The sequence below is a fragment of the Streptomyces mirabilis genome (assembly GCF_018310535.1).
GTDB lineage: Bacteria > Actinomycetota > Actinomycetes > Streptomycetales > Streptomycetaceae > Streptomyces.
Genome location: NZ_CP074102.1, coordinates 7,902,150 through 7,928,630 on the forward strand (window position 1 = coordinate 7,902,150; position 26,481 = coordinate 7,928,630).

General features: G+C 72.7%; 15 protein-coding genes and 1 pseudogene. 4 read left to right on the plus strand and 12 right to left on the minus strand.

Annotated features, from left to right (window positions below; all coding sequences use genetic code 11):
- Nucleotides 1-83: 83 nt before the first annotated feature.
- A complete protein-coding gene (locus tag SMIR_RS35040; RefSeq protein WP_168489676.1) occupies nt 84-1,169 on the minus strand; it encodes a WD40/YVTN/BNR-like repeat-containing protein in 1,086 nt (361 codons plus the stop codon).
- A gap of 270 nt (nt 1,170-1,439) precedes the next feature.
- Here SMIR_RS35040 and SMIR_RS35045 point away from each other — a divergent pair, with 270 nt between their 5' ends.
- A complete protein-coding gene (locus SMIR_RS35045; protein WP_168489675.1) occupies nt 1,440-2,027 on the plus strand; it encodes an Rv1733c family protein in 588 nt (195 codons plus the stop codon).
- Nucleotides 2,028-2,041: 14 nt separating this feature from the next.
- Here the strand turns inward: SMIR_RS35045 and SMIR_RS35050 are convergent, their stop codons facing one another.
- The 8 genes and pseudogenes from SMIR_RS35050 to SMIR_RS35085 form a co-directional block, all read right to left on the minus strand.
- Entirely contained in the window at nt 2,042-3,802 is a 1,761-nt protein-coding gene (locus SMIR_RS35050) for a hypothetical protein (protein WP_168489674.1), read from the minus strand.
- Nucleotides 3,799-7,491, minus strand: a complete 3,693-nt coding sequence (locus SMIR_RS35055; RefSeq protein WP_212727829.1) for a DUF5682 family protein — start codon at nt 7,489-7,491, stop codon at nt 3,799-3,801. The genes SMIR_RS35050 and SMIR_RS35055 overlap by 4 nt, the downstream gene beginning before the upstream one ends.
- The gene (locus SMIR_RS35060; protein WP_168489673.1) at nt 7,478-8,716 is read right to left on the minus strand and encodes an ATP-binding protein; all 1,239 of its coding nucleotides are present in this window, start codon (nt 8,714-8,716) and stop codon (nt 7,478-7,480) included. The genes SMIR_RS35055 and SMIR_RS35060 overlap by 14 nt, the downstream gene beginning before the upstream one ends.
- Nucleotides 8,713-13,605 (minus strand): hypothetical protein, encoded by a 4,893-nt coding sequence (locus tag SMIR_RS35065; RefSeq protein ID WP_212727830.1) that lies wholly within the window; start codon nt 13,603-13,605, stop codon nt 8,713-8,715. Before SMIR_RS35065 ends, SMIR_RS35060 begins: the two co-directional genes overlap by 4 nt.
- Entirely contained in the window at nt 13,602-14,483 is an 882-nt protein-coding gene (locus SMIR_RS35070) for a DUF4132 domain-containing protein (protein WP_168489671.1), read from the minus strand. The genes SMIR_RS35065 and SMIR_RS35070 overlap by 4 nt, the downstream gene beginning before the upstream one ends.
- Nucleotides 14,484-14,589: 106 nt before the next feature.
- The gene (locus SMIR_RS35075) at nt 14,590-16,617 is read right to left on the minus strand and encodes a HEAT repeat domain-containing protein (protein ID WP_168489670.1); all 2,028 of its coding nucleotides are present in this window, start codon (nt 16,615-16,617) and stop codon (nt 14,590-14,592) included.
- 167 nt (nt 16,618-16,784) lie between these two features.
- Complete coding sequence (locus SMIR_RS35080; protein WP_075025505.1) at nt 16,785-17,360, minus strand: TerD family protein; 576 nt, start codon at nt 17,358-17,360, stop codon at nt 16,785-16,787.
- Between the two features lie 71 nt (nt 17,361-17,431).
- Nucleotides 17,432-18,155: pseudogene (locus tag SMIR_RS35085) on the minus strand (response regulator).
- Between SMIR_RS35085 and SMIR_RS35090 the strand changes: the two are divergent.
- Complete coding sequence (locus SMIR_RS35090; RefSeq protein ID WP_211119127.1) at nt 18,091-18,384, plus strand: FtsX-like permease family protein; 294 nt, start codon at nt 18,091-18,093, stop codon at nt 18,382-18,384. The pseudogene SMIR_RS35085 and the gene SMIR_RS35090 sit on opposite strands and share 65 nt — an antisense overlap.
- A 164-nt stretch (nt 18,385-18,548) precedes the next feature.
- On the plus strand, nt 18,549-18,827 hold the full coding sequence (tatA, locus tag SMIR_RS35095) for a Sec-independent protein translocase subunit TatA (protein WP_168489669.1): 279 nt from the start codon (nt 18,549-18,551) through the stop codon (nt 18,825-18,827).
- A gap of 63 nt (nt 18,828-18,890) precedes the next feature.
- Here the strand turns inward: tatA and SMIR_RS35100 are convergent, their stop codons facing one another.
- The 3 genes from SMIR_RS35100 to SMIR_RS35110 form a co-directional block, all read right to left on the minus strand.
- Nucleotides 18,891-19,925 carry a sporulation protein gene (locus tag SMIR_RS35100; RefSeq protein ID WP_168489668.1) on the minus strand — a complete coding sequence of 345 codons (1,035 nt, stop codon included), beginning with the start codon at nt 19,923-19,925 and terminating at the stop codon, nt 18,891-18,893.
- Between the two features lie 128 nt (nt 19,926-20,053).
- Nucleotides 20,054-21,412 carry a histidine-type phosphatase gene (locus tag SMIR_RS35105; RefSeq protein ID WP_168489667.1) on the minus strand — a complete coding sequence of 453 codons (1,359 nt, stop codon included), beginning with the start codon at nt 21,410-21,412 and terminating at the stop codon, nt 20,054-20,056.
- A gap of 138 nt (nt 21,413-21,550) precedes the next feature.
- On the minus strand, nt 21,551-23,434 hold the full coding sequence (locus tag SMIR_RS35110) for a phosphatidylglycerol lysyltransferase domain-containing protein (protein WP_168489666.1): 1,884 nt from the start codon (nt 23,432-23,434) through the stop codon (nt 21,551-21,553).
- A gap of 566 nt (nt 23,435-24,000) precedes the next feature.
- On the opposite strand from SMIR_RS35110, the gene efeU reads away from it, so the two are divergent.
- Entirely contained in the window at nt 24,001-26,358 is a 2,358-nt protein-coding gene (efeU, locus tag SMIR_RS35115; RefSeq protein WP_168489665.1) for an iron uptake transporter permease EfeU, read from the plus strand.
- The last annotated feature ends 123 nt before the right edge of the window (nt 26,359-26,481 follow it).

Here is a 26,481-nt window from a genome sequence, read left to right on the forward strand (position 1 = left end):
CGGTGAATTCGCTACCGGTCGGGTCGGCACCACCACGGCGGGTGACCGACGCCGGATGTCGTCCGAGAGGCGGCCTCCGGGTCTCAGCCGACGACCGCGGCGCGTACGCACAGAACGTCCGGCAGATGCGAGACCAGTTGCCGCCAGCTGTCCCCGTCGTCCGCCGACGCGTACACCTCGCCATTGCGATTGCCGAAGTACACGCCCGCCGGGTCCGCGCCGTCCGTGCAGAGCGCGTCGCGCAGCACCGTGCCGTAGTGGTCCTCCGTGGGCAGCCCCGCGGTCAGCGGATCCCAGGTCTTGCCCGCGTCCTGCGTGCGGAAGACACGACAGCGCCGGTCGGCCGGGACGCGGTCCGCGTCCGCGTTGATCGGGAAGACGTACGCCGTGTTGCCGCGGTGCGGATGCGCGGCCACCGCGAACCCGAAGGTGGACGGCAGGTCCGCGCCGATGTCGGTCCACTCGCCGCCCGCGTTGTCGCTGCGGTACACACCCCAGTGGTTCTGGAGGTAGAGCCGGTCCGGGGTCGACGCGTCCTGTGCGATCTTGTGCACGCACTGACCGAACTCCGGGTTCGGATCCGGCAGGAACACCGCGGAGACACCGGAGTTGGACGGCTCCCAGCTCGCCCCGCCGTCGTGTGTACGGAACACCCCCGCCGTGGACACGGCGACCGTGACGGCCCCTGGGTCGCGCTGGTCGGTGAGGACGGTGTGCAGCCCCTCGCCACCGCCGCCCGGCACCCACCGCGACCGGGTGGGGTGCTCCCACAGGGGCCGGACCAGCTCGAAGGACTCGCCTCTGTCCTCGGAGCGGTACAGCGCGGCCGGCTCCGTGCCCGCGTACACCACGTCCGGCTCGGCCGCCGCCGGGTGCAACTGCCACACCCGCTCCAGGGAAGCCCCGGTGTCCTGGGGGAACTTGACGGCCGGCTGAGCCGGTTCGGTCCACGTCCGCCCCAGGTCGTCGGAGTGGAAGACGGACGGACCCCAGTGCGCGCTGTCCCCTCCGGCCAGCAGCCGTGGCGTCTCGCCGCGGGTGTCGATCGCGACCGAGTACACGGCCTGCGCGTTGAAGTACGGACTCTCGTCGAACTCCCAGGCGGCGCCGCGCCGCCGCCCGATGAACAGCCCTTTACGTGTACCGACGGTGAGCAGTACTTCGGCCATGTCGATCACCTCCGCGACGACGTCGTCTCAGACATCGGCCAGTCTGCACCCCGGCACTGACAGTCTCCCCTGTACGCCGCATTTTCGCAGGTCAGTGGGGTGGCGTCGGACATCGGCGACGTCTCGTCCCGGCCGACGCGGCCACGGGCGAGGGATGGCCGGATTCCTGGAACGCACGGGTCGTGGGACTCGTTGTGAGCATCGGAGGGACCGATCCCGTATGGGAGGGCGATGTGGCATGTCCGTGCGGTCGTGAGGAGGATGCCATCGATGGCGGCATTCCGTGGTCCGAAGGCTCCGAAGGTGTGGCTGTGGCGATGGCGGCGCAATCCGCTGCGGCGTCGCAGTGACGCGCTGGAGGCCTGGATCGTGCTCGTCGCCTGGGCGCTCACCGCGCTCGGCGGGGTGCTCACCGGTCTGCTGGCGACGCAGTCCGTGGAGAACGGCCTGTCCCGGCAGCGGGCCGAGTGGCACTCCGTTCTGGCGTTGCTCAACGACGACGTGCCGAAGTCGACCGCGTCGGCGAACGACGCCGACATGGTCTGGGCGAAGGTCCACTGGACCGCGGCGGACGGCTCGCCGCACGCCGGCCAGGCCCGGGTGTCCGTCGGCAGCTCCGCGGGCACCCCGGTGACCGTATGGACGGACGCCGAGGGCCGCCTCGTGACCAAGCCCCCCACGCCCTCCCAGGCCCAACTGCGCGCCGCGCTGGTGGGCGTCCTGGTGGGGGTGAGTGTCGCGGGTGTGCCGTTCATCGGCGGACGGCTGGTACGCGGGCGCATGGAACGGCGGCGCATGGCGCAGTGGGACGAGGACTGGCAACGGGTCGGGCCCCTGTGGGGGCGGAAGACGGGCTGAGGAGGCCCCCGGGGTCAGGCCGGATCGCGGTCCCCCTCCGGTGCCCATGCGGCCGTGAGGAGGGATGCCGTGGCGGCCGAGGCGTATGTGGACGACGCGAGCCAGGCGCGGGCGTACGCCTCCGGGTCGGCCGGCCGCAGCCGGCCCAGGGCGTCATGGCGCCGGTCCGACGCGGTGTCCACCAGGGCCCGTGCGCACGCGGCCCCCGTGGTCAGACCCACCGTGGCGAGCCGACGGGGGAGTTCGCCGTCGGCCACGGCGGCGGTGACGGCGCGCCCACCCGCGACCGCGCGGTCCACGGCCCGCCGCAGGAGGTCGAGTTCCGTGGGAAGCGTGGGGGCGGGCGTGGACGGGATGACGGCTCTTCCTGCCCTGGGCAGGTGGGTGCGGTTGAGGCGGCGCAGGCCGAGGTCCGCGCGGATCGGGTCACCGTCCGCGCCCTGCCAGGCCGCGGCGAGGGCGCGTACACCGCTCGGCCGGTCCGCCGCGAGCCGCGCGACGAGGCGCATGGACAGACCGTGGGCCCCTGCCAGAAGCCGGAGGTTCTCGACGTAGGGGAGTTCGGGACGCTCGTCCGGCGCCAGGAGGCGCACCGTGGGACCGCCGTCCACGGCGAACCCTCCGCCGGTGATCGTCCCGGTGAGGAAGAGCAGGTCACCACCCGCGTCCCGCTCCTCGGCGGGCTCCGCCGACCACCTCAGCGCGGCGGCCACCTGGTCGGCCGGGGAACGCCGCCAGAGCGTGTCGAGCGGCTCTTCGTGCCAACGGGCCCCCGACGCCTGTACGGAACGGACCGCGCCGCCACCGCCGATCCGCCCGTCCGGCGAGACGGTCGGGTCGGTGAGGATCGCCCCGCCGTGGTCGCCCAGTTCCCGCAGGGTGAGGGCGCTGCCGCCGGGGACCGCGGAGCCCGCGGCCTGCCGTGCGCGGTCGGCGTCGCCCGGCGCCACGTCGGACAGCGAGCGGAGCCGACCGTCCTGCGCGAGGGCGTACGTGACCGCCCCGGCGTACCCCGAAGCGGTCACCACCGGCTCGGTGAACAGACCGCGCAGCCGCAGCGAACCGTTCGCCACATAGGCCCGACGTGCGGTGCCGATCAGATCCGGGTCCGGTGCGCGGCCCAGCCCGTCGGCGACGGTCAGCAACTCCGCCAGCTCCGAGGCCAGTTCGGGCAGCCGGAACGCGGGGTCCCCGGTGCCCGCCTCGGAGAGCCGTCGTGCCACCCGGACGGCCGCGGCCGCGGCACGGTGGAGTCCGGCGACGCGCGCCGAGTGGGCGCCATGGAGGAGCGTGGCGCGGTGCACGGCACCGGATCCGGACACTCCGGCAGCCAGTACGGCGGTCGCGGCCGCCCGGAGGGCGTGCACCGCCGCGGACTGCGGGAGAGTGAGGCGGAGGGCCCCGGTCTCCGGGGGGACAGGGGGAGGGACAGGGGTGGAGTCGTCGGCGTCCGACGGAACGACAGCCGTTGTTTCCGGGCCGTCCGTCTCCTCCGCCAGCGGTGCCAGCGTCAGGACCGCCGCGCGATGCAGACACGCGGGCGCGAGCAGACAGCTGCACACGGCGTCTTCGGCGGATGTCACCACCCCGGCCGTGGTGGTGAGGGTGACCGTCGTCGCGTCGTCGACCCGCACCACGACCGTCGCGTCCGTAGCGGTGACAGGCCAGTTGGCCGCCTTGGCCGCGGCCGAGTCGGCTCGTTTGCGCAGACGGGTCGGGAGCGACTCCAGCGCGGCGGCCGCCACTTCGGCCGTCACCGGGGGAAGCGAGGTCATCGGTGCGTACCTCCCATGCGTTCGCCCACCCAGCGGGCGAGTTCCAGCGGGCTGAGGGCCGCCACCGGCATGCCCGCGGCCACCAACTGCCCCGCCACACCGGTCGAGTAGCGCGGTCGGCCGGCGTCGTCCAGCGAGGCGCAGCCGAGGACATGGCAGCCCGAGTCGACGAGTGCCCGCACCTCGGACAGCAGCGGGCCCACCGGACCCCCCTCCTCGAAGTCGCTGATCAGCACGACCAGCGTGCGGGAGGGAACCGTCACCAGTGAGCGCGCGTGCCGCAGGCCCCGGGCGATGCTCGTCCCGCCGCCGACCCGCACCTCGAGGAGCAGCCCGAGGGGATCGTCCACCTGGTCGGTGAGGTCCATGACCTCCGTCGAGAACGCTACGAAGTGCGTGCTCAGCGCAGGGACCCCGGCGACCACGGACGCGGTGAGCGCCGCCCAGATCGTCGACGCCTCCATGGACCCGGACACATCGACGACCAGCACGAGCCGCCAGTCCGCCGCCTTGCGGGCCCGGGTACGGAACACCGGCCGCTCGGGCAGCACCGTCACCGCTCCCGTCGCCGGATCGCGGCGCGCCGTCGCGAGATTCGCGCGCACGGTGCGGGCGAGATCCAGGGGACCGCCCGGTCTGCGGGTGGGCCGCGGATGCGCGAGACCGGCGAGGGCGGGCCGCAGTCTGTGGGCGAGGGCGTCCGTGAGCTCCTTGACCAGCCGGGCCACCAGCGGACGAAGCCGCGCGAGTTGCTGCTCGGGCATGCCTCCCGCGTAAGAGAGGACCGTCCGCAGGAGCTCGACCGAGGGGCGGGCCGAGGCGGGGTCGAGTTCCTGCAGGGCGTCGACGCGTCCGGAGTCGGCGGCCGCGGCCAGCACCTCTTCCCGTACCCCGGGTCCGAAGAGCGCCGCGAGCTCCTCGGACCAGCTCCGCACATCCGGGAAGGACGCCTCGCTCCCGCCGCCGGCACCGGCGTCGCCGGGCTCTCCGACCCCCTCGCCGCGCCCGCTCCCGTACAACTCGTCGAGTGCGCGCGCGATCCGGCCGGGCCGCCCCGTCAACTCCCGCGCCCTGCCCAGCAGGAGCCGCCAGCGATCACCGGGGCCGAGACTGTCGGGCACGGCGGGACTGTCGGGCACGTCAGGGCCGCTGGGTACGGTAGGGCTGCCGGGTACAGCGGGACTATTGGGTACGGCGGGACTATTGGGTACAGCGGGGCTCTTGGGCACGGCGGGGTTGTCGTGAGGGGTCTGATGCGAGGTCGGCGACGGCTCCGTGCCCAAGGGGTCCAACCCCGCCGTCGCCAACGCAGTCCGTCCCGCCAGATCCGCCGCCGCCATCCGGGCCAGGAACCCCGGTTCCGCCACCGCGTCCGGCAACTCGCCCACCGCGCGGCCGGTGCGGTCCTCCACCGCGGCGAGCATGCGGGACCGGGCCGCCGGCGCCAGGACGTCGAAGCCGGCGCGCAGGGCCGGAAGACGGTCGAGGAAGGCCCGGTCGGTGAGGGACTCGACGCGCTCCAGGAGCGGGTCCACGGCCTCGCCCGTCTCGAGCAGCGGACCGGCGGCGAGCAGTGTGCCGCGCAGGAACGAGGCGAGGTCGGAACGGAGTTCGGGAGTCACCGCACCGTCGACACGGGAGGCCAGCCGGGTGCCGAAGTCCGTCGCCTCCCGCAGCCCGAGCAGCACCCGGGCGGCTCCCGCGGCGCCGCGGATCAGCGGCGTACCGTCCTCGTCCAAACGGGCGAGGGCGTCCGCGAGCCGGAGCCCGCCGCCCGCGCCGTCCACCCGGGTGGCGAGGTCCACCAGAGCGCGGGCGTCGGCGGTGTCGGTGGAACCGGTCAGCCCGTCGAGCGCGCGGACACCGGCGGAGCCCAGCTCCTCGTACGCCGCCTCGATCCGCTCCTTCTCCCAAGAGGCGGGCAGCCCCGGCACATGCCCCGCGTCGATCCGGCTCAACAGGTCGAGCCCGCCGAGGAGTTCGGGCAGGGAGGCGGACGCGGGCAGCAGTTCGGCGACTTCCGCGAGGCGCTTCGAGGCGAGCCCCGGAAGGGCGCAGCGGGCCGCGTCCTCGAGCCCGGCGAGCACCTGGGCCGCGGTCGGACCGCCGTCACGCCGCTCCGCTGCCCGTCGCCGCGCCAGTACGCCGCCGGCCGCCTGCTCCAGCGTCACTCCGTGAACGCCGGTCACATCCAGCATCGCAGCGGTCGAGGGAGTCCAGGTCACCGTCCAGCGTGTGGTGAGCGCGGTGCCGTCGCCGACCCCTGTGACGCCGGCCTCCTCGCCGTAGGGAACACGGCAGATCGCCATCCTGCGCAGAGAGATCTCGCGCCGGCGGTCGAGCTCGGACCGCAGCGCGTCGAGCCGCAGCTCACGACGGGCGGGAGCGGTGGGGGACGGCAGTGAGAGTTCCGCGAGGAGGCCCTCGACCGCCGGGGCGAGCCCGGAGCGTGGCGTGCCGGGGGCGAGCCTCCCCTGCCGGTCACCGACGAGCACCCGCTCCATGGCCGCGGCCACCACCCGTCCCCGACCCAGCAACTGGCCCTGCGTGAGCACGGTCTGCACCGCCTCGACCAGCTCCCCGCGGCCCGCGGCGGGCAGCCCGCGCAGCGTGGCCAGGTCCCGCGCCACCCGCACCACCTCCCGGGCGTCCGCGGGGCCGCTGGGATGCCCCGTCTCGCGGACGGCGGCGCAGATCCGCACGGCCGTCGCCGTCAGCAACTCGTCCAGCCGCCCCGGCTCCCCGGCCGCCCGGAACACCCCCCGCTGCCACTCCGGATCACGGATGCCGGCCGGATACCCCGACCGCTCGTCGAGCAGCGGGTACGAGTAGGGCACGAGGGAGGTGATGACCGAGGGGACGTCCTCCGCGGATCCGGCACCCGAACGCACCGGTCCGGCACCCGAACGCACCGGCCCGGCAACTGAACCCACCGGCCTGACACCAGAACCCACCGGACCGGAACCAGCCCGCAGCAGCGCCGGCGCGTGAAACGCCCCGATCACTGCTGCCGTGCGCCGTCCCGAGTACTCGGCCAGCCGTCCCCGCATATTGGCCTCACGCCGCAGGTCGTACGGGTCCACGGCGTCCTCGCCTGTGTCCGCCCGCAACGCCCAGCCGACGAGCAGCGCGGCGCGCCGCAACTCCTCCGCCCCGGCGCCCGGCGCGCCCGACTCCACCAGCCGGGCCCACAGGTCGTCCTCCGTCCGGCCCCCGGCGAGCGCTCGCAGGGCGGCCGCCAACCGCCCACGGCCGCCGCCCGCACCGCCCGCGTCCGGCTCCTCCGTCACCACCCGCGCCCGCTCGTCCGCGTCCCGTGCGGCCAGAGGCAGGTCGAACGGCACGACCGGCACTCCCGCCTCCCTAGCCCACCGAATCGCCGCCAGCTCCGGGGAGAACTCGGCGAAGGGCAGAAAGACCACCCCGCCGTGCTCCCGGCTCCCCGCCAGCGCCACCGGTGGCACCGTCGCCGGATCCGCCAGGTGTTCCAGCCACGGCGCGAACTCCTCCGGAAGCTCGATGAGGAGCACCTCCGGTGCCGCCGCCGACAGCATCCCCGGGACGGCCGCCGCGAGCGCGGGCGAATGGTGCCGCACGCCGATCAGGAACGGCTCCCGACACTCGGCCAGCGCCTCCAGAGCCGCCTCGGGCGACGCTGCCGAGTCGGCCGCCGCCTCACACGAGGTCATCGCGCAGCTCCCACAGCGTCCGCCACAGCGCGGCGCCCTGCTCCGCGCGCCGCCGCACCGGACCGTCCCAGTAGCCCAGCAGCCGTGCGTGATCGGCCGGGTCGTCCTTGCGCACCGTGCCGAGCAGATGGCCGGGCAGGGTGCGCACGACATCCCTGCCGTCCCCGAGATACGCGGCGCCCAGGCCCATCGACGTGGCGACCTGCACCGCCTCCGCCGTCGACATCACCGTGGTGGGCCGCTCGACCTCCCAGCCCTCCGCGCTGCGGCCCGAGCGCAGATCCCGGAAGGCCGTGACCAGTGCCTCCAGCACCGCGTCGTCCACGCAGAAACGGGCACCCGAGCGGGCGAGCGCCGCCGTGGCCTGGCCACGGACCAGCTCCGTCTCCGCGTCGAGGTCGTCGATCGGTCCGACGGTCTCGAAGTTGAAGCGGCGCTTGAGGGCGGCCGACATCTCGGAGACACCGCGGTCACGGAGGTTGGCCGTCGCGATCAGCGTGAACCCCGGCACGGCGTGCACCGTGCCGTCCCCGTCCGGGCCACCGGCCAACTCCGGTACCGCGATGCGCCGTTCGGACAGCAAAGACACCAGGGCGTCCTGCACCTCGGGCAGACAGCGTGTGACCTCCTCGATCCGGGCGACGGCTCCCCGGGTCATCGCCGTGAGCACGGGTGAGGGCACCATGGCCGCGCGGCTCGGCCCCGCGGCGAGCAGCATCGCGTAGTTCCAGCCGTATCTGAGCTGGTCCTCCGTGGTGCCCGCGGTGCCCTGCACGGTGAGCGCGCTGGTGCCGCACACGGCGGCGGCCAGCAGTTCGGAGAGCATCGACTTGGCGGTGCCGGGCTCGCCGACCAGCAGGAGACCCCGCTCGCCCGCGAGCGTCACCACACACCGCTCGACGAGTCCCCGGTCGCCCACGAACTTCCGTGACACGACGAGCCGTCGCCCGTCCGCGCCGCTCAGCGTCTCGCCGTCCGAACCGCACACGAACGTCACCACGGCACGCGGGGTCAGGTGCCAGCCCGGCGGTCGCGGCCCCTCGTCGTACGCCGCGAGAAACGCCAACTCCTCGGCGTAACGGTCCTCGGGCAGCTCGATCTGTCGCGCACCCGTCACGCTCGACACGCCGGTTACACCGGTTACGCCCACCGCTTCTGTCACGTCCGTCCTGGTCGTCGCACCCGCTGCCGTCACCCCGCTCGCCGTGGTCTGTCCGTCGCTCATGCCCTGCCTCCGCTCCGGCCGCCTCTGCCGCCCCGGCCACCGCGCCCGGCGAACTCCTCGAACCCGGGCACGTCACCCTCGACGACCCTCTGCCAGGCCCGCGCGAACAACTCCGGCACCGGACAGTCCGGCACCATGAAACCGTGAGTCGTCTCCGGCAGCAGTGGGGTCTTCCAGCTCTCGACGGGCAGCCGCGGCGCCTTGTGCTCCAGCCAGCCGCCGGGCAGGAACTGCGCTCGCCCGGCCCGGGACCGCTTCGCCTCCACCACCAACCCGGCGGCGGCCAGTTCGGCTCGGGCCCGCTTCAGCCGCGTGGGCTTCCAGCCGGTCCAGGCCGCCTGGTTGCGGTCCGTCGGGTCCGGGAGCGCGAGCAGCATCAGATAGAGCCCGGCCGCGTCCTCGGAGAGCCCGCACCTCTGCGCCGCCTCGGCCACCAGCTCCGGCACGCTGTGGGCCGGGTGCTGCGCGGCTCCGGGTGTGCCGTCCGCCGTGATCAGGGCGGTGAACTCCTCGCTCAACAGCGTGCGCAGCGGCTGCAGTTGACCGATGTCCCGGCTCAGCCCCGCGAGTAGCTTCAGGGCCGGGTGATCGGGTCCGCCCTCCTCGCCCGCCTGCGGCAGCACGGCCGACGGCCGCAGCCATACGGTGTCCCACTCCGAGCGGTGCCGCATCGGCGCCAGCACGATCGCCGGGCCCGCCCGCAGCAGGCCCTCCGCGTCCCCGCCCCCCTGGGCGGGCAGCCCGAACGTCTCCCGTACCCGGGTCGACACCGTGTTGCCGTCATGCCCCCAGGTCACCCCGAGGTCGAGCAGCAGCCCGGGGTCGGTGAGGCGCTCGCGGAGCATGCGCAGGGTCTCGGGCAGCGTCGCGCGCAGCGGATCGCCGTACGGCAGCCGATAGGCGAGCCAGCGCAGCATGCTGACGTACGCGGCAAGGGTGGATCCGGTGAACAGGGCCTCGGCGTCCAGCGGTTCGAGTCCGTTGCCCCGCATCCGCTGCTCGGTGCGACGGGTCAGCTCGGGGCGAGCCTGGGGGTTGAGGACGGCGTCGAGCATCCGGCCCGGACCGATCTCGCTCACCATCCGCGCGATCAGCTCGGGCGGCGCCGCCCGCCGCTGCCCCCGCCGCTCGATCCAGATCCGTACGACGGGCTCCAGGTCGAAACCGTCGGTCCACAGCCGCTCCATGTGTCCGGGGTCCGCGGGGAGCAGCGCGGCGGTGAACAACTGCCTTTCGGCGACGGAGAGTTCGCCAAGTGCGCTCCGGGCGGCCTGTGCCTCCGAGGTCTTGGCGCCGAGCGGCTGAAGCTGCTCCGCGGGCAGAAGTCCGTCCTTGCCGTACGAGTTGAGCCCGGGCAGGCCGAGGAGCAGCAGCGCTCCGGCCACCGCGCTCACCCCCACCCGCTCGGCGAACTCCCGTGCCTGCTCCGGCCGGTAGGGCAGCGGTCCCCGCTCCCTCACGAGTACCACCAACCGCCGTACGGCGGGCGCCAGGGCTTCGTCGCCGGACGTGCCCCGGATCTCGGACTCGACGAGGGCGAAGCCCTCCCAGGGGCCGAACTCGCCCGCCGGGTCGTACTCGACGGCGTTCCAGTACGCGTCGTCCGCGTCGACCTTCTGACAGGACAGGATCAGCAGCCGCCGGTCGCCCGAGGCCAGTACTTCCCCGACGCGCTCCGGCCGCTCCGACCGGGAGGCCTTGAGCTGTACGACCCGCAGTCGTCCGCGGGGATCGACGAGCACGCCGTCGCCGACCGACAGGACGACGTCGAGGAATTCCAGCAGCCCGGCGCGCTGGTCCTCCGGCGTGGTGGGCGCGGCGGCGCGCAGGGCTGCCGCCGCCGTGCCGGGACCGGTCAGCGAGAGCCAGGCGACGCCGGTGCCGACGAACGGGAACTTCGCGGGCGCTGTGCCCGGGGCCAACAGCTCGCGCAACGCCCTGAGTTGGTCGACGGCGGTGGTCGCGTGCTGTTCGTTGCCGTAGTAACCGTAGAAGTGTCCGGGAGCGGTGAGCTCCCGCAGCGCCTCGCGCAGGACGTGGTCGTACGCGTGCCGGACTTCCTCCTCCTTGTCCTGGGGCGCGGCGACCGGCCGCGCGGCCCGTTCGGCGAGCGTGGCGATCCGCTTGGCGCAGCGGGCCGTCTCCTCGACCAATCCGGCCACCCCGAGCGCGAGCCGCTCGTCGGTGACGGCGGGCAGCAGCCGGGCCACGGCCTCCCGCGGGCTCTCGCCGTTCCGGACGGCGGCCAGCAGGACGGCGGCGTCCGTGTCGGTCACGGCCCGCAGCGCGGCCGAGCCGTGCTCGTCGCGGGGGCGCAGGGCGTGCCAGTACCACAGCGGCGGCAGGAAGCGGGTGCCCGCCGCGTGTACGCTGCCGCGGTCGCCCAGCTGGACGCGGGCCATCGACAGGCCGTCCGCGTCGCACAGCTCGACGATCGTGCGGTTCCAGCCCTCCTGTACGGGGTGCAGGACGGCGCCGCCCGGCAGGCGCAGGGGCGGGGCGGGAATGCCCTTGGTGGTCGCCGGACTACGGCTCCCGTCGACCGAACAGGCCGTCCAGGCACCGGAGTTCCGGTCGTGCGTCACCCACCAGCCGAGCAGCCCGTCCTTGCTGCCGAACGGTGAACCCTCCAGACCCGGCTGGACGGGTAGCAGCCGGCAGTCCGACTGTGTGAGGGCGACGCCCGGGCGGGCGTCGGCGAGCGCCGAGTCGAAGAACGCAGGCACCGACGCCCGGCCGCGCTTGGCGGTGGCGGGGTCGTACTCGTGCCAGTGGTTCTCGTGCAGCACCCAGTACGAGATGCCGTCCGAGGCGATCTCGCGGCGCTGCTCGGCGAACGTGGTGTCCCCGGCGTGCACGGGCCGGCCGCCGAAGCAGCGGCCACCGTCGGGCAGCGCGAGCGACACCGGGTGGCCGCCGTACCAGCCGCCCGGAAGGCCCGTCGGCTTGAACACGTCGGCGGGGCGTCCGGACCAGACGGCCCGCTGTTCGTTCCCGTACCCGGACGCGATGAGCCACTGGCCGTCCACGTGACGCACCGTCGGCTCGCCGTACTGGCGCCCCTGGGACGGCAGGGTGAGCGTGCGCGAGTCGAGCAGGGCGTCGGGGCCGGCCAGCACGACCTGGGTCTCGACACGGACGATCAGCGCGGGCCAGGCGTCCGCGTACTGGTACGACCGGCCGTGCTGGTGCGGCCACGGGTGTTGTCCGCTCGTCGGCGGGGCGACCTTGCCGAGGGTGTCCAGGGCCTTTTCCAGGGCGGGCCAGCCCAGTTCGTCGAAGATGCCCGTGCGCAGGGTGCGGCCCAGGACCGGTGCGGGATCGAAGCCGACGATCCGCCGGACGGCCTGAGGTGCCGTCGCCAGTGCGGCGGGTGCCGAGAAGCGGGAGACCTTGGTCAGCAGCTCCTTGAGCCCCGGCAGGCCGACCGGCTCGGCCAGTTCGTCGGCCCGGTCCCGAAGCCAGCCCGCCACGGCCGTGCGCAGCGACGGATGGTCCGCGAGCCGCCGCACGCGGGCCGAGGGTCCGGACGCGGGTGCGTCCACGAGCGAGAGGCTCTCCACCGCCCTGCGCAACAGAGGAGCGAAGCGCGGGTCGGCGGCGACCGCGGCCAGATCCCGGCGGCCCGGGCGCTCGTCGTCCGTCCAGTAGCGCAGTTCCAGGCCCTCGGTCCCCGGCGAGGGGTCGGCGACCGGCACACCCGCCGCCAGGGCGGTGTCCAGCAGGTCGAGATCCACGTAGGAGTTCCAGCCCTGCTCGCGCAGCAGCCGCACCGGCTTGCCGTCGGCGATCAGCCGGGGCGCCAGCCGCTCCACCAGGGCGAGTTCCTCGACGAGCCGCTTGCGCTGCCGCCAGCCACGCTGACGGTGCCGGTCCCAGGAGCTCAGCCAGTCGGCCGCGTCGACCGTGCCGTCGACCAGCAGACCGATCGCCCCGCAGGCGTCGAGCAGCGCCAGCCACGCCGCGTCGAACTCCTCGCGCTGATCACCGCCCGTGGACGGCATCAGCGTCAACAACCGCTCCCGTACCGCCGGATCCTCGTGCGCCAGCTCCGCCAGAGCGGGCAGCGCGGACTTCCAGAAGCTCCCGGCCGCGCGGTTCATGGCCCCCGAGGGGAGGATCTCGGCGAGCAGCGCACCCTCCTCGGCACGCGGATCGAGCCCCGCCCCCTTCGCCAGCCGCCGCAGATCCTCCAGCATGCCCGCGTAGGGAGCGATCCCGGCCGCGCAGCGCTGCGAGGACAGTGTCCTGAACTGCTCGTAAGCGGCTGCCCCGGACAGTCGTGCCGCCAGCCCCTTGGCGTGGTCGCGCAGCGCCTTGCCGCTCAACGCGCCCGCCCCGGCGAACTCCAGGAACACCTCCCGCAGCCGGTCCTCGTCCACGTCCAGGGCGTGCCGCTGCTCGGCCGCCCGGGCCTTGCCGAAGAACGACGCGGCGTGCTGGCGCGACTCCGCCGCCAGGAACAACCGGGCCACCTGCTCGTAGTACGTCGGCAGGAAGTGCGGCACCGAGCGGTCCAGCCGGGTGCCGATCTCGTCGAAGCCGTCCTTGGCGTGGCCCGGCTTGCTCGACACCATCCGGGTGAGCCGCTCCATCTCCTTGACCACGGCGAGCGCATGGTGCCCGTTCACCGGGTCGTTGACCAGCGCCCAGGCGGGGAACCCCAGCGACTGGCGCCTCACCCGGCCCACCGGCGCCGAGTCGGCGGTGCCGAAGCCCAGGTACTCCAGGGCGAGGTCCTCGGCGGGCCCGATCGCCTCGGGCACCAGCCGCACCACCGTGCGCCCCTCCAGTACGGGATGCCCGTACGTCCGCGCCGTCAGCACATCGCCGGCACCCTTGCCCAGCGGCAGTACCGCTCCCGACTCCAGCAGCTGATCCCCGCTCACAGCTCCCCCTCCTCGTCCTCGCCGTTCACCACACGCCCCGCGTACACCAAAGCCGCCATCCGAACCCCCTCCGACCAGGCCACCGGTCCCACTTCCCGCAGCGGCAGCCGGCGCCCGCCCGCGGCCCGCCACTCCAGGCCGCCGGTACGGGTCTCGGACTCCGGGTAGTCGGCGCCGATCCAGTAGGCCGCCTCCACCGCGACCCCGTTCTCGATCAGCGGGCACACCGCGTACCCGCCGCGCACCCGATAGCCGTACGAACCCGCCCGCGCGGTCGCGTGCCGCAGTTCCTCGAACTTCCCGCCCGCGTAGGCGCTCCACTCGAAGGCGGCGCCGTCCCTCTCGTCCGGCCGCGGCCAGACCTCCCGGAACAACTGGCCCGCGCCCTGCTCGACACCGAGCTCCGCCGCGAACTCCCGCAGCTCCTCCAGGTCTTCGAGGAGCACCGGATGCGGTATCACCACCGTCCGCGCGGCGAGCCGGACCGAGTCGCCGTCGAGGTCCACCACGCCGAGGCCCTGCTCCGGATCCGCGTCCCGCAGGAATCCGGCGCGCTCCAGCGCGACCGTGCCGTCCGCGTCCACCGGCGCCACCACCAGATCCCGCAGCGCCTCCTGCCAGGCGGCATCGGGCCACACCCGGGCCAGCAGATCCGTCGGCACGGGCAGGGAGCGGACGATCCAGGTGTCCACCTGGGAGCGGCACTCCTGCTCATGCCGCTCCAGCCACTCGGCCAACTGCCGCAGCCGGACGACCTCCACGTCGTCCCGCAGCTTCGCGGGCACCTGCTTCAGCGTGCGCCCCGCCGCGTTGCGGCACCGCACCTGTACGCCGTCCAACGTGACGGCGTACCCACTGGATGTCTCGATCCAACCCATGACAGGACCCCTCCCGAACCCACCTGCCGGCGATGGTGATCACAGTAGGGGAGGGGTCTGACAATGCCCCGATGGGCTGTGCTCAAGCGGCTTTGAGCTGCGGTTTCTACGCGGCGTCCAGGGCGGCGCGGCAGGCACGCAGCAGCTGTTCGTCCTCGGTGATGTCATGGCTGCCGTATCCGCCGGCCCGAGCCTGGTGCCGCCGTGGTGTGGCGAGTTCCGTACGGAGCAGATCGTGGGCGGGCGAGCCCGCCGGACCCATCCGTATCAGACAGTCGGCGAGGACGGTGCGGGTGTGCGCGTTCTGCTCCCAGGCGGAGCGGAGCGCGGGGAGGACCGGCTTGGGATCCCCCGCGATGTCCCACAGGGCGCCCGCGGCGATCGCGCGCGGCCACACCTTCCCGGAGTCGGCCATGCGGCGCAGTGCCGGCAGGGCGGGTCGGGCCGCGGGACCCAGCCGGGCCAGGGCCTCGGCCGCGTTGCGTGCGTGGAGCGGCTCCTCCACCAATTCTCTTCGCAGCGTCAGCAGTACGGCCTCCGCGTCGCCCTCCACCGACCAGAGCGCACCGGCCGCCGCCACCGCGGATCCCCCGTCCAGCAGCTTGCGCAGGGCCGGTATCGCCTCCCGCGCGTCCGGGCCGCATCTGCCGAGCGCGTCGGCGATCGCCCGCACGAGCCACCCCCGGCTCCGCAGCCCCTCCGGCGCACCGTGCAGCAGCCGCAGCATCTCCGGTACCGCCGGGGCGTGTCCCAGCCTGCCGAGCGCGAACAGCAGCGGTACGGCACGGTCGTACGTATCGAGCGCGTCGAGGGGAACCTCGCCGAGCCGCTCGCGCAGCAGTGGAGCGAGCGGGGCCGCCGCCGGGCCCAAGTGCTGGACCTCGTAACCGGTTTCGGGCGGCACGACCGGACCGTCCAGCACCTCGGCGAGCGCCGCCACCGCGCGCGGGTCCCCGGCCCTGGCCAGCGCCTTGAGCGGGGCGCCGAGGGTCGGTACCCCGCGCTCCCACTGGCGTATTCGGTGCTCGGGGCCCATCGCCACCAGGGCGGCCAAATGGTCGCCGGCCGGGGCGGCCAGACCGAAGAGGGACTCCAGGACGGAGGCCGCGGCATCGCGCAACCGCTGCTCCTCGGTGACGACCTGCTCGCCGATCAACGCGACCAGCTCTTCGTACGAGCCCCGCCATTCACGGAAGAGCCCCGCCGACATCCACACGGCATTGCACCGGTCGGCCGGCTCGTCGCTGCTCAACTGCCCCTTGAGCAGGGCGATCCGGTCGACGGTCCGGCCGCCGAGCGCGGTGTGCAGGGTCCGCAGGAGATGACCCCCCTCCTCGTCGGCGGGGCGCAGGCGTCGCAGATGGCCGATGAGGGTGTCGGTGTCGGGCCGCTCAGGCTGGTCCGGTACCCGGGTGCGTCGTGATCTGGCCCGGAGCAGCGCGACGACGGTGGGCACGAGGTCGGCGGGCAGGCGATCGGGTGCGCAGCCGGCGAGTTGGCCGAGGGCGGCGAGCCGCAGCCCGGGGTCGTGCGGAGCGGCCCCGAGTTCGACCAGGTACTCCACCGCGGGAGCGGCGGACGCGGTGTGCAGGCGCGCGAACAGTCCCAGGCCCTCGGCCAGGGCCGGCCGGACCTGTTCCTCCTCTTCCTCCTCGAGCCGTCCCGTCAACAGCCCGAGGACGCGCTCCGGTTGGCCGAGGAACCGCACGAGCGCCGTCGGTGCCGCCCGGCGCACCTCCGGGTCCCGGTCCGCGAGCAGGCCGATGAAGGCCGCGGCGCCCGACCGTATCGCCGTCCGGGCCATGGCGTAGTTGCCCTCGGCGCCCGCCCCGTCCTCGAGCGGCCCTTCGTCGAAGGCGTCCCCACCGCCGATGCTGACGAGCAACTCCACGACGCCGCCCCGGTCGCGGATTTCCGAGTGCCCGACGAGTTCGAACAGGAACGGGATGCACGCGAGCGTCGAGTCGTAGACATCGCCCTGGTGGTGCACGGCCCCGTACATCCCGTCGAGCGCTCTCTCACGCTCCTGCGGGCAGGCGGAGGCCAGTCCCCGGAGCAACTCCGGGACGTCCTCGGCGCTTCCATAGGCATGTTTCATCGAGGCCCAGCCGACCTCGTCCATCCCCGTGAACACGGCATCCTCCCCAGGTGTACGGCAACTCATCGTGAGTGTGCACCAAGGCACTGACAGTCACGTGTGCCTTTGGGGGCGTGTTCCGGCGACGAGGGTGGAACGGGGCCGCCGCCCACGCCCAGGGGATTCGCATCGAGGCGCGGACGGCGGGGGACCGGTGGGACGCGTCAGACTCCGACGCCGAAGTCGGAGGCGATCCCGGACAGACCCGAGGCGTACCCCTGGCCCACCGCGCGGAACTTCCACTCCGCGCCGTTGCGGTACAACTCGCCGAAGATCATCGCGGTTTCGGACGCGGCGTCCTCCGACAGGTCGTAGCGCGCGAGTTCGGTGCCGCCGGCCTGGTTGACGACGCGGATGAACGCGTTGCGGACCTGGCCGAAGCTCTGTCCGCGCGCGTCGGCGTCATGGATCGAGACCGGGAACACGATCTTGGCGACCTCGGCCGGTACGCCGGCCAGGTTCACCTTGATGGACTCGTCGTCGCCCTCGCCCTCACCGGTCAGGTTGTCGCCGGTGTGCTCGACCGAACCGTCCGGGCTCTTCAGGTTGTTGTAGAAGACGAAGTGCTGGTCCGAGAGGACCTTGCCCGACTCGTCGACCAGCAGCGCGGACGCGTCGAGGTCGTAGTCGGTGCCCGTCGTGGTCCGCACGTCCCAGCCCAGACCGACGAGGACCGCGGTCAGGCCCGGCGCCTCCTTGCTGAGCGAGACATTGCCGCCTTTGGACAGGGAAACTCCCACGCTGCTCTCCTCCGTGCTGCCGTCGGCCGGGCGAGTGGACGCCCGGCACTGGATGGATCGACACCAAAAAACTACATCACTGTAGAAATAGAGCGGGAGTTGCCAGCCGAAACTCGTCGGTCCCAGGTGCTGCTCGCCGCGGTGCCGGGCGTGACCAGGCCCGTTTCGTACGCCGTGACGACCGCCTGGACGCGGTCGCGCAGGCCGGGTTCGGCGAGGATGGGGGCCACATGGGTCTTGACCGTCGCCTCGGCCAGGTGGAGGTGGGCGGCGAGTTCGGCGTTGCTCAACCCCTGTGCGAGCAGACGCAGGACTTCGAGCTCGCGCGGGGTCAACGGGGCCAGGTCACGATGGAGCACGGCCGTCTCGGGAGACCGGCGGGCATGACGCTCGACCAGGCGACGGGTGATCGTCGGGGCCAGGAGGGCGTCACCGGAGCGGACCAGGCGGACGGCGGAGAGCAGGTGTTCGGGGGTGACGTCCTTGAGGAGGAACCCGCTGGCCCCGGCGGACAGCGCCGCGTACACCAGGTCGTCGAGGTCGAAAGTCGTGAGGATGATCACGCGGGGCGGGTCGGACGTGCCGGTCAGGATGCGGCGGGTGGCCTCCAGGCCGTCCAGTCCCGGCATCCAAGATGTCCATCAGCACCAGGTGGGGGCGGGCGCGGCGGACCGCCTCCACGGCTTCGGCGCCGTCGGCCGCCACCGCGACCACGTCGATGCCGTCGGCCATGAGGACGACGCCGCGGCAGACCGTCGTCATGGTCGTCACCTCGGTCGCCATGACCGGACTCATCGGCGGCGGTGTCGGAGTGCCGCTCGGCGTCGCCCTGAACGGCTGGATCGTGCCGGCCATGGGGCACAGCGCAAGGCTGAACCTGCCCGAGTCCGTCATCGCCGTCTACCGCACGACCGAACTGATCCTGCTCGCCCTCGGCGGGCTGCTGATCGCCGTCCTGGGCGCGCTGCTGCCGGCGGGCTGGACCGCCCGGACCCGCGGTGCCGTCGCCCTGCGCACGGAATAGCGGCGGAACAGGAGGGGAACAGGAACGGAAGGGGGACGGAAGGGGGAACCGGGAGCCGTCCGATCCGAGCCCATGGTTGTACTGTTGCGCAAAGCGGCAATCTTCAAGTGGGTGACGACCAGTGGTGCGCGCCCTCGACCGAAGCGAAGAAAGGCGGGCGCACGATGCTCCGCAACGGACTGGAACCCTGGCACCTGCTGATCGTGGCGATCGTGCTCATCGTGCTGTTCGGCTCGAAGAAGCTGCCGGACACCGCCCGTGCGCTGGGCAAGTCGATGCGCATCCTCAAGAGCGAGACCAAGGCGATGAAGGACGAGAACCCCGCGTCCGCCGCCACCGCCGAACAGGGCACCGCTCCGGTGACCCCCACGGCGATCATCAAGAACTCCGCCGAGCAGACCGCCCCGCGCGCGACGACCGAGGCTCCGAGCGCCGCGCACTGAGCCCACGGGGTCCGTGTCCGGGGGCGGCGCACACCGCCTCCGGACACGGACGCGCCTGAGCACTCAGTCCTCTTCGCCGCCTTCGTCGTCGTCGCCCTCGAAGAAGTCGCCCACCTCGTCGACGACTTCGGCCGCGACCAGGCCGCCGGCCACTCCCACCGCGAGTCCCGCCGCGCCGGCCGCGACCGCGGTACCGACGCCGGGCCCGGAGCGGTGGCCCTCATGGCCCGACTCATGGCCGGACCCATGGGCCGAGTGATGCCCGTACGCGCTTGCGGCGGCATACGGATCGGCGTGGCCGTACGTGGCGTGGGAGCCGTACGACGCCCGGTGTTCGACCAACTGCCTGATCCAGCCGTCGACTTCGCTGTTCCAGTCGCGGGCTTCGACATCGTGATGGCCCACCGTGAAGCGGGTGAGGGCGTCCTGCCCGGACTCGAAGAGCCCGCCGCGCTTGTCGGCCTCCAGGACGATCTCGATGCCGGCCGGGGTGGCGAGGAAGGTCAGCTCGATCTCGTTGACCACGTGCGCGTACTGCGGTGCGGGCGTCAGCTCGATCTCCTGGTAGAAGGGCAACTGCTGCCCCGTGCCCCCGATGTGGCCGTATTCGAGATCGGCGGACTTGAAGCCGAAGCCCAGCTGCCCCAGCGCCTCCAGGACCGCTTCCTGGACCGGCAGCGGACGCACCGCGAGCGGATCCAGGTCACCCTTGTCCCTCGCACCGGCCACCGCGAGCTCGGTGCGCACGCCGAGGACGATGCCCAGCGGCTGCCCGTACAGCTCGCTGACCGGTGTCTCCCACGGCAGGGACACCCGGAACGGAACGCTGTACCGCTCCTCCTCGGCGAGGCGGAAACCGCCGCCGACCGTGAACCGCTCGAAGACGACGGCGCCCTCGCTCTCCCCGTCCTCGTGCTCGGCCTCCACCCGGGCGATCAACTCGAGCCCGATGTGCTCGATCTCCACGTCCGCGCTGCCACCCTGGAGATGAACCTGCCCGGACAGCACCCCGCCGGGCGCCACCGCGCCGCCGTCGAGAACCGTGTCCACCGAGGGGCCGCCTGCACCCATCGCCCCGAGCAGCCGTTTGAACACCATGTCGGTGTGGCTCCTTCACTGATCGCACTCATCGTTTCGAACCGGCTCGGAGCGAGCCCCGAACCGGTGTTGTCAGAACTGACGGCATCGGTAAAGAAGTTCCCAAGTCACCTGGATGGAGGCATCTTTCACGACCTCGTGCGCCCGAAGCAGCGCTCCAGCTCGGCCAGGTCGTAGAACGCGCTGCCCTTCGCCACGGGCGCGCAGCCCGCCTTGAACGCGGTCTCCTTCTCGTTGTAGAGCATCCGCACCAGGTAGGTGTCGCCCTTGCGGAACACGTCCCACTGGATGTTCGCGGCCATCGGAGCCACCGAGCCGCCCCGCCAGGGGTTGTCCGCATAGGTGTACGGCTGAGTCGTCGTCACCGGCTTCGTGCTGCCCGGCAGCCGCATGAGAGCGGCGAGCGGAATGATCTCCTCGGCGTGGGTGAAACGCAGCTCCGCGCCGAGGTCGCTGGTTTTGTCGCGCTTGGCCTCGGCCTTCTTGAAGAAGTCGTCGAGCAGGACGTCCGCCATCTTGTACGTGATGTCACTGTCCGTGAAACCCGGTCCCTTCTCGTAGAAGTCCTCGGCGTCGCTGAGATAGGCGAACCAGGCGGCGTCGCGCGGGGCGAGGTAGCGCTCCAGGTGCCGGCTGCCCTCGTCGGCCATGGCCGGGGCGATGCTGTACAGGTTGTAGACCGCCTGGGCCGCGTCCACCTCGCTGCCGATGGAGGCGAACTCCCCGGCCGAGATCCGCCGGACGAAGGCCGGGGTGAAGATCCTCCTCAGGATGTCGCGGGCCGCGCGGTGGGTGGCCGGCTGCTCGGTGATGCTCTTGAGGGTGGTGGCCAGCCGCTGGTCGTGGGCGATGTAGTCGCGGTAGGCGGCGCCGCCCGGGGACTTGTGGAAGTAGAGCAGGTCGGGGTCGGTGCGCGCCGGGCCGATGAGGGGACCGAGGGCCGGGTCGGCGTCGGCGAGGGCCGAGGCGAAGAGGGCGCCGCTGTCGACGGCGCGGCCCTGGCCCGAGCTGACCACGTCGATCGGCTCGGAGTCCTTGGCGATCCGTGTGAACAGTCCGGGCAGCCGCTGCGCCATGCGGGCCGCCGTGCCCTGGATCTCCCGCTTTCCCCGGCCGCTGAGGTTGCCGTATCCGACCTTCTCCATCGCCGCCAGCAGCGAGCGCACCTGCGGGCCGAACTCCGCACCGGCGCGGGTGAGTTCACCTTCGCTCTCGGCCTTTTCCCACAGCTGGAGGGTCAGTTCGCCGTCCTCGCCGCTCGTCGCCGCGCGTGAACCGTGCCGGGACACGTTCTCGGTGAACACCGGGACGAACCCCTTCGGTGCCCGCTGGTACGTACGGGCGTCCTGCTGCGGCGCGTACGGCGCCTTCGTCCCGTAACTGCCCGACGCACCGCCCGCCGCCCGCGCCGGGAGCGGGGACAGGAGGAGGACGGAGAGCGCGGAGAGGGTGAGGGCCAGGGCGGGGGCGGCCGCGATGCGTTTCATGAGGGCGTCGATTCGTCCGGGGGCGGGCTCGGTGATCGGCCGCATCGTTTCCGGACGACGTGAACGTCGGGTGGCTGTGACATGGCGGGCGCCGGGTGCGCGTGCCCCGGCGCCCGTACCTCGAACTGACCCGACGGGTTACCTGGTTGACGAGGCGTTGGTCGAAGAACCCCTCTGCTGTCCGGGAACCTGCCCGCTCCCGTGCGGGGGTTGTGAGCGTCCTCCCGGCCTGCGCAGGAGTGGGCGTCGGCCGAGCGCGGGCAGGGCGGGCGGGGTGAGGAAGCCCTCCGCGCGGGCGGCGGCGATCCCGATGCGGGGGAGGTCGCTGCTCTTCTCGAACAGGAGGTAACGGGGTTCCCAGACGGGCCGGTACTTGGCGTTGGCCCGGTAGAGGGACTCGAGTTGCCACCAGCGGGAGAGGAACGTCAGCACCGCGCACCACAGACGCAGCACGGGTCCGGCCCCCAGCCGGGAGCCGCGCTCGAAGACGGAACGGAACATGGCGAAGTTCAGCGAGACCCGCTGCACCCCGATCTCCTCGGCGCGCAGCAGGAGTTCGATGACCATGAACTCCATGAGGCCGTTCTCGGAGTCGCGGTCCCGGCGCATCAGGTCGAGCGACAGCCCCTTGTCGCCCCACGGTACGAAGCTCAGTACGGCCCGTGGTTCGTCCTGGCTGTCGCGGCACTCCAGCATCACGCACCGGCCGTCGCCCGGGTCGCCGAGCCGGCCGAGCGCCATGGAGAACCCACGCTCGGTCTCGCCGTCCCGCCAGTGGTCCGCCTTGTCGATGAGGGTGGCCATGTCGGCCTCGGAGATGTCGCCGTGGCGGCGGATGCCGACGGTGTACCCGGCCCGGCGGATGCGGTTGTGCGCCTGGCGCACTCCGCGCATCGCGCGCCCTTCGAGGGTGAAGTCGGCGAGATCCACGATGGCTTCGTCGCCGAGTTCGAGGGCGTCGAGGCCGTGCCGGGCGTAGATGGTGCCTGCCTCCTCGCCGGCGCCCGTCACAGCGGGCGTCCAGGCGTGCCGTCGCGCCTCGTGCAGCCATGCCTCGATCGCGCCGGGCCAGGCCTCGGGGTCGCCGATCGGGTCGCCGGAGGCCAGGGTCACTCCGCCGACCACCCGGTAGGTGATCGCCGCCTTGCCGCTCGGGGACCACATGACGGCCTTGTCGCGGCGCAGCGCGAAGTAGCCCAGCGAGTCCCGTTCACCGTGTTTGGCGAGAAGGTCGCGCAGACGTCGCTCGTCGTCCTCGCCGAGGAGCTCCCGCCCGCGCGGCGCACGGAAGCAGGCATAGAGCACGAGCAGGAAGGACGCCGCGATCAGGATGTTGACGATCACGTCCACCCAGCGGGGCGCGACCACCGAGTCGAGGCGGTCGGCGAGCGGGCCGACGCTGACCCCACGCAGCAGCGTGTACGCGATCCGGTCGCTCAGCGGCGCCCCGGACACCTTGTTGGTGGCGCTCACCAGCAGTGTTCCGAGGGTGCCACTGACCAGGAAGCCACCGGCGCCGACGGCCAGCGCCAGCCGGGGGTTGGAGCGGTCCCCGACGGCCTGGAACTCCCTTCGCCCCACCAGCAGCGCGACGACGAAGAGCCCGGTGAACAGGGTCGAGAACCAGTTGAAGCCGTGCCGTCGGAACTGCTCCTGCGTGAGGGCCAGGACGTACAGCCCGAAGAGCGGTCCCGCCAGCAGCATGTTGAAGATCCACGCGGCCCGTTTGCGGCGCCGCATCACCAGGGCCAGGAACAGCGCCAGCGCCGCCGAGACCAGCCCGGCGGTGGCCAGGTACGGGGTGAAGAACTCACCTCCGTTGTGCTCGTGCACCTCTTCCCGGAACGGCAGCGACGTGACCGCCACCACGTTGAGCAGCGCGAGCAGTCGCAGGTACCAGACAGTGGCCGCGGCCGCCCGTGGTCGCAGCCGGGCGCCGATGGCCGACCGTCCGCTCGGGTCCGGCCGGCGCGACTTCGAGTTCCTCTGTTCCGGGACGAGTACTGGCTGTTGTGCAGACACCGTGGAGCATCACCTTGGGGAGAGGGCGGTGGGGGAGAGCTGCGGGAGCGGGGGCGGGGAACTCTGTGTGTTCCCTGAGAAGGGCAGGGCGGGGAAACCCTACATGCTGTAAGGAAAAGGTGAGTTGTGGTCACGGTGAGGATTGCCGCCGAGGGTCTTAACGAGCGGCGGTCAGTGGTGTTGCGGGGAAAGACTGCCTGGTCCCGGCGGTGTCGCGGGGTAAGGGGCTGGTAAGAATCGAAGCACGGACAGAATGTCCGTGGCGGGGGCGCGGCCGCGCCGACGGGCCGTCGCCGTGCGCCCCGCGAATCGACGCGGACGCCTGGGCTCTTGCCTTCCGCTCTCGCGTTACCGCAGCTCAGGGGCGTGATGCCTGCCTCGCGTGGCCCCCGCGCCGACTGATCGGCCGATCCGCCCTCGATGCTGCCGACCCGGGCCCGGTGTGCGGTCCGCGTCCGCTGTGTCGCGATTTGCGCGCTCTCTTGACCGTTAGTTAGGCATGCCTACACTAAGCCCCGCCCTTGGCCGTCCGGCCTGGTATTTGCTGCATCGGAGAGAGGCCCGAGGTGTGGGACGACGCGTTTCCCAGCTTTCTGATCGGTCTGCGTGAGGGGCTGGAAGCGGGACTGATCGTCTCGGTTCTGGTCGCCACGCTCGTACGGTCCGACCAGCGTGCCCGACTGCCCCATGTGTGGACGGGAGTTGCCGCCGCCATCGGGTTGTCGATGAGCTTCGGTGCGGTGCTGACGTTCACGGCGGCGAACCTGCCCGGGAAGTCGCAGGAGGGGTTCGGCGGCACGCTCAGTCTGGTCGCGGTCGTGTTCGTCACCGCCATGGTGTTCTGGATGCGGCGCTCGGCCCGTACGTTCTCCGGCGAGATCAAGCAGAAGGTCACCGCCGCGCTGGGCATGGGCGCGAGCGTACTGATCGCCACGTCGTTCCTCGCCGTCGGCCGCGAGGGCCTGGAGACCGCGCTGTTCCTGTGGACCACCGCGCAGGCCGCGGGCAGTTCCTCGGGTCCGCTGGCCGGAGCGGCGGTCGGGCTGCTGATCGCCGCGGCGCTGTGCTGGGGCCTGTACCGGCGGGTCCTGCACATCAACCTCACGCGGTTCTTCAGCATCACCGGCGCCGTGCTCATCGTCATCGCCGCGGGCGTTCTCGGCTACGGCATGCGCGACCTCCAGGAAGCCACGGTGATCCCGGGCGGCACGTCGTACGCCTTCGATCTGTCGGCGCATCTCGACCCGGCCTCCTGGTACGTCACCGTCGTCCAGGGCACGCTCAACCTCACCCCGCAGATGACCTGGCTCCAGGTCGGCGTCTACGGCGCGTACCTGGCGATCGTGATGACGCTGTTCGTGCGCGGCGTCCGCGGGGCGACCCCGGCGAAGCCGGCGCCGGTGGCGTCCGCCGCCGCGCAGGCCGGGACGCCGGACGGCGCCGCGCCCGCGGGGGTCGCTGTCGCGACGGCCGACAAGCCCGCCGAGTCGACGACCTCGGCGTCCGCGGCCGCCGTCGCGCAGGCAGCCGGGACGCCCGCCGACCCCGGCACCGGGATTGCCGTCGCGTCGACCGCCGTCGAGGCCGAGCGGTCCACCGCGCCCGTCTCCGCAGGTGAGGTCCCCTCCGAAGGCGGGGCCGCCTCCGAACACGAGCCCGCCGCCGCAGGCGAGAAGTCCGCCGAGCCTGCGGCCTCCGGCCCCGACCAGCCGTCCGCTCCCGCCGAGGGCGCCGCGGTCACGCCGTCCACCCCCCGTCGCTTCCCCCGCTGGACGGTCCCCGCCGCTCTCGTCGCCGCGCCCGCGCTCATCGCGGGGATCACCATCGCGGCCAGCAGCGGAAAGCCCGCGTCCGGGACGCCCGTCGTCGAGGTGTCCGTGGCCGACTGCGGCAAGGGCTTCACCGCGCCCAAGCCGGGTCGGCAGACCTTCCAGGTGCGCAACACCGGCTCCCGTACCTCCGAGATCTATCTGATCGACCCGGTCAGCAACGCCGTCTACGGCGAGGTCGAGGGCATCGCCCCCGGCACCACCCGCGCCCTGATAGCCACCGTCGGGACGGGCTCGTACGCCTGGCGCTGTGTGCCCAACGGCGGCAAGGCCGTCACCTCGGCGGCCGTACGCGTCAGCGCGGGCGGCGGCTCGGTCCAGGCCGTACTGCCGGTCTCCGAGAAGGACCTCGCCGCACCGCTGGCCGCCTACCGTACGTACGTCGACCAGGGTCTGGCCGACCTGCAGACCAAGACGCGCAGCCTCCAGAGCGACCTCGACGCCGACAAGCTCGACCAGGCCCGCAAGGACTGGCTGCCCGCGCACACGCAGTACGCCTCGCTCGGCGCCGCCTACGGAACGTTCGCCGACTTCGACGCCAAGATCAACGGCCGTACGGCCGGACTCGCGGGCGGGGTCGAGGACCCGGCCTTCACCGGCTTCCACCGCATCGAGTACGGCCTGTGGCACGGCCAGTCCGCCGCCACCCTCGCGCCGTACGCCAAGCAACTCGCCGCCGATGTGGACGCCCTGCGCAAGGACTTCCCGAAGCAGGACTTCGAACCGGCCGACCTTCCGCTGCGCACCCACGAGATCCTCGAGAACACCCTGCACCGTGAACTGAGCGGCAACGCCGACTACGGCAGCGGCACCGAACTCGCCACCACCGAGGCCAACCTCGACGGCACCCGCGAACTGCTCACCCTGCTCCGCCCGCTGATCGACAGGCGCAATGCCAAGGTGATCCCGGCCGTCGAGACATGGATGCGGCGCACCGAGCAACTGGTGCTCGCCCAGCGGGCCGAGGACGGTACCTGGACGCCGCTGGACAAGCTGTCCGACACCGACCGGCAGCGCCTCGACGGCTCGGTCGGCCAGTTGCTGGAAGAGCTCGCCCCGATCCCGGACCTCCTGGAGATCCGCAAGGCCGCGTGAGCGGCCGAAAGTCCGCCTGAGCAACCCCAGGGCCGCGTGAGCAGCCCAGCGGCGCCGACCCGAGACCGTCGGCCCACCCGCGCCGAACCACCGCCCCCGCAGTACCGGGACCATGTGCCCACA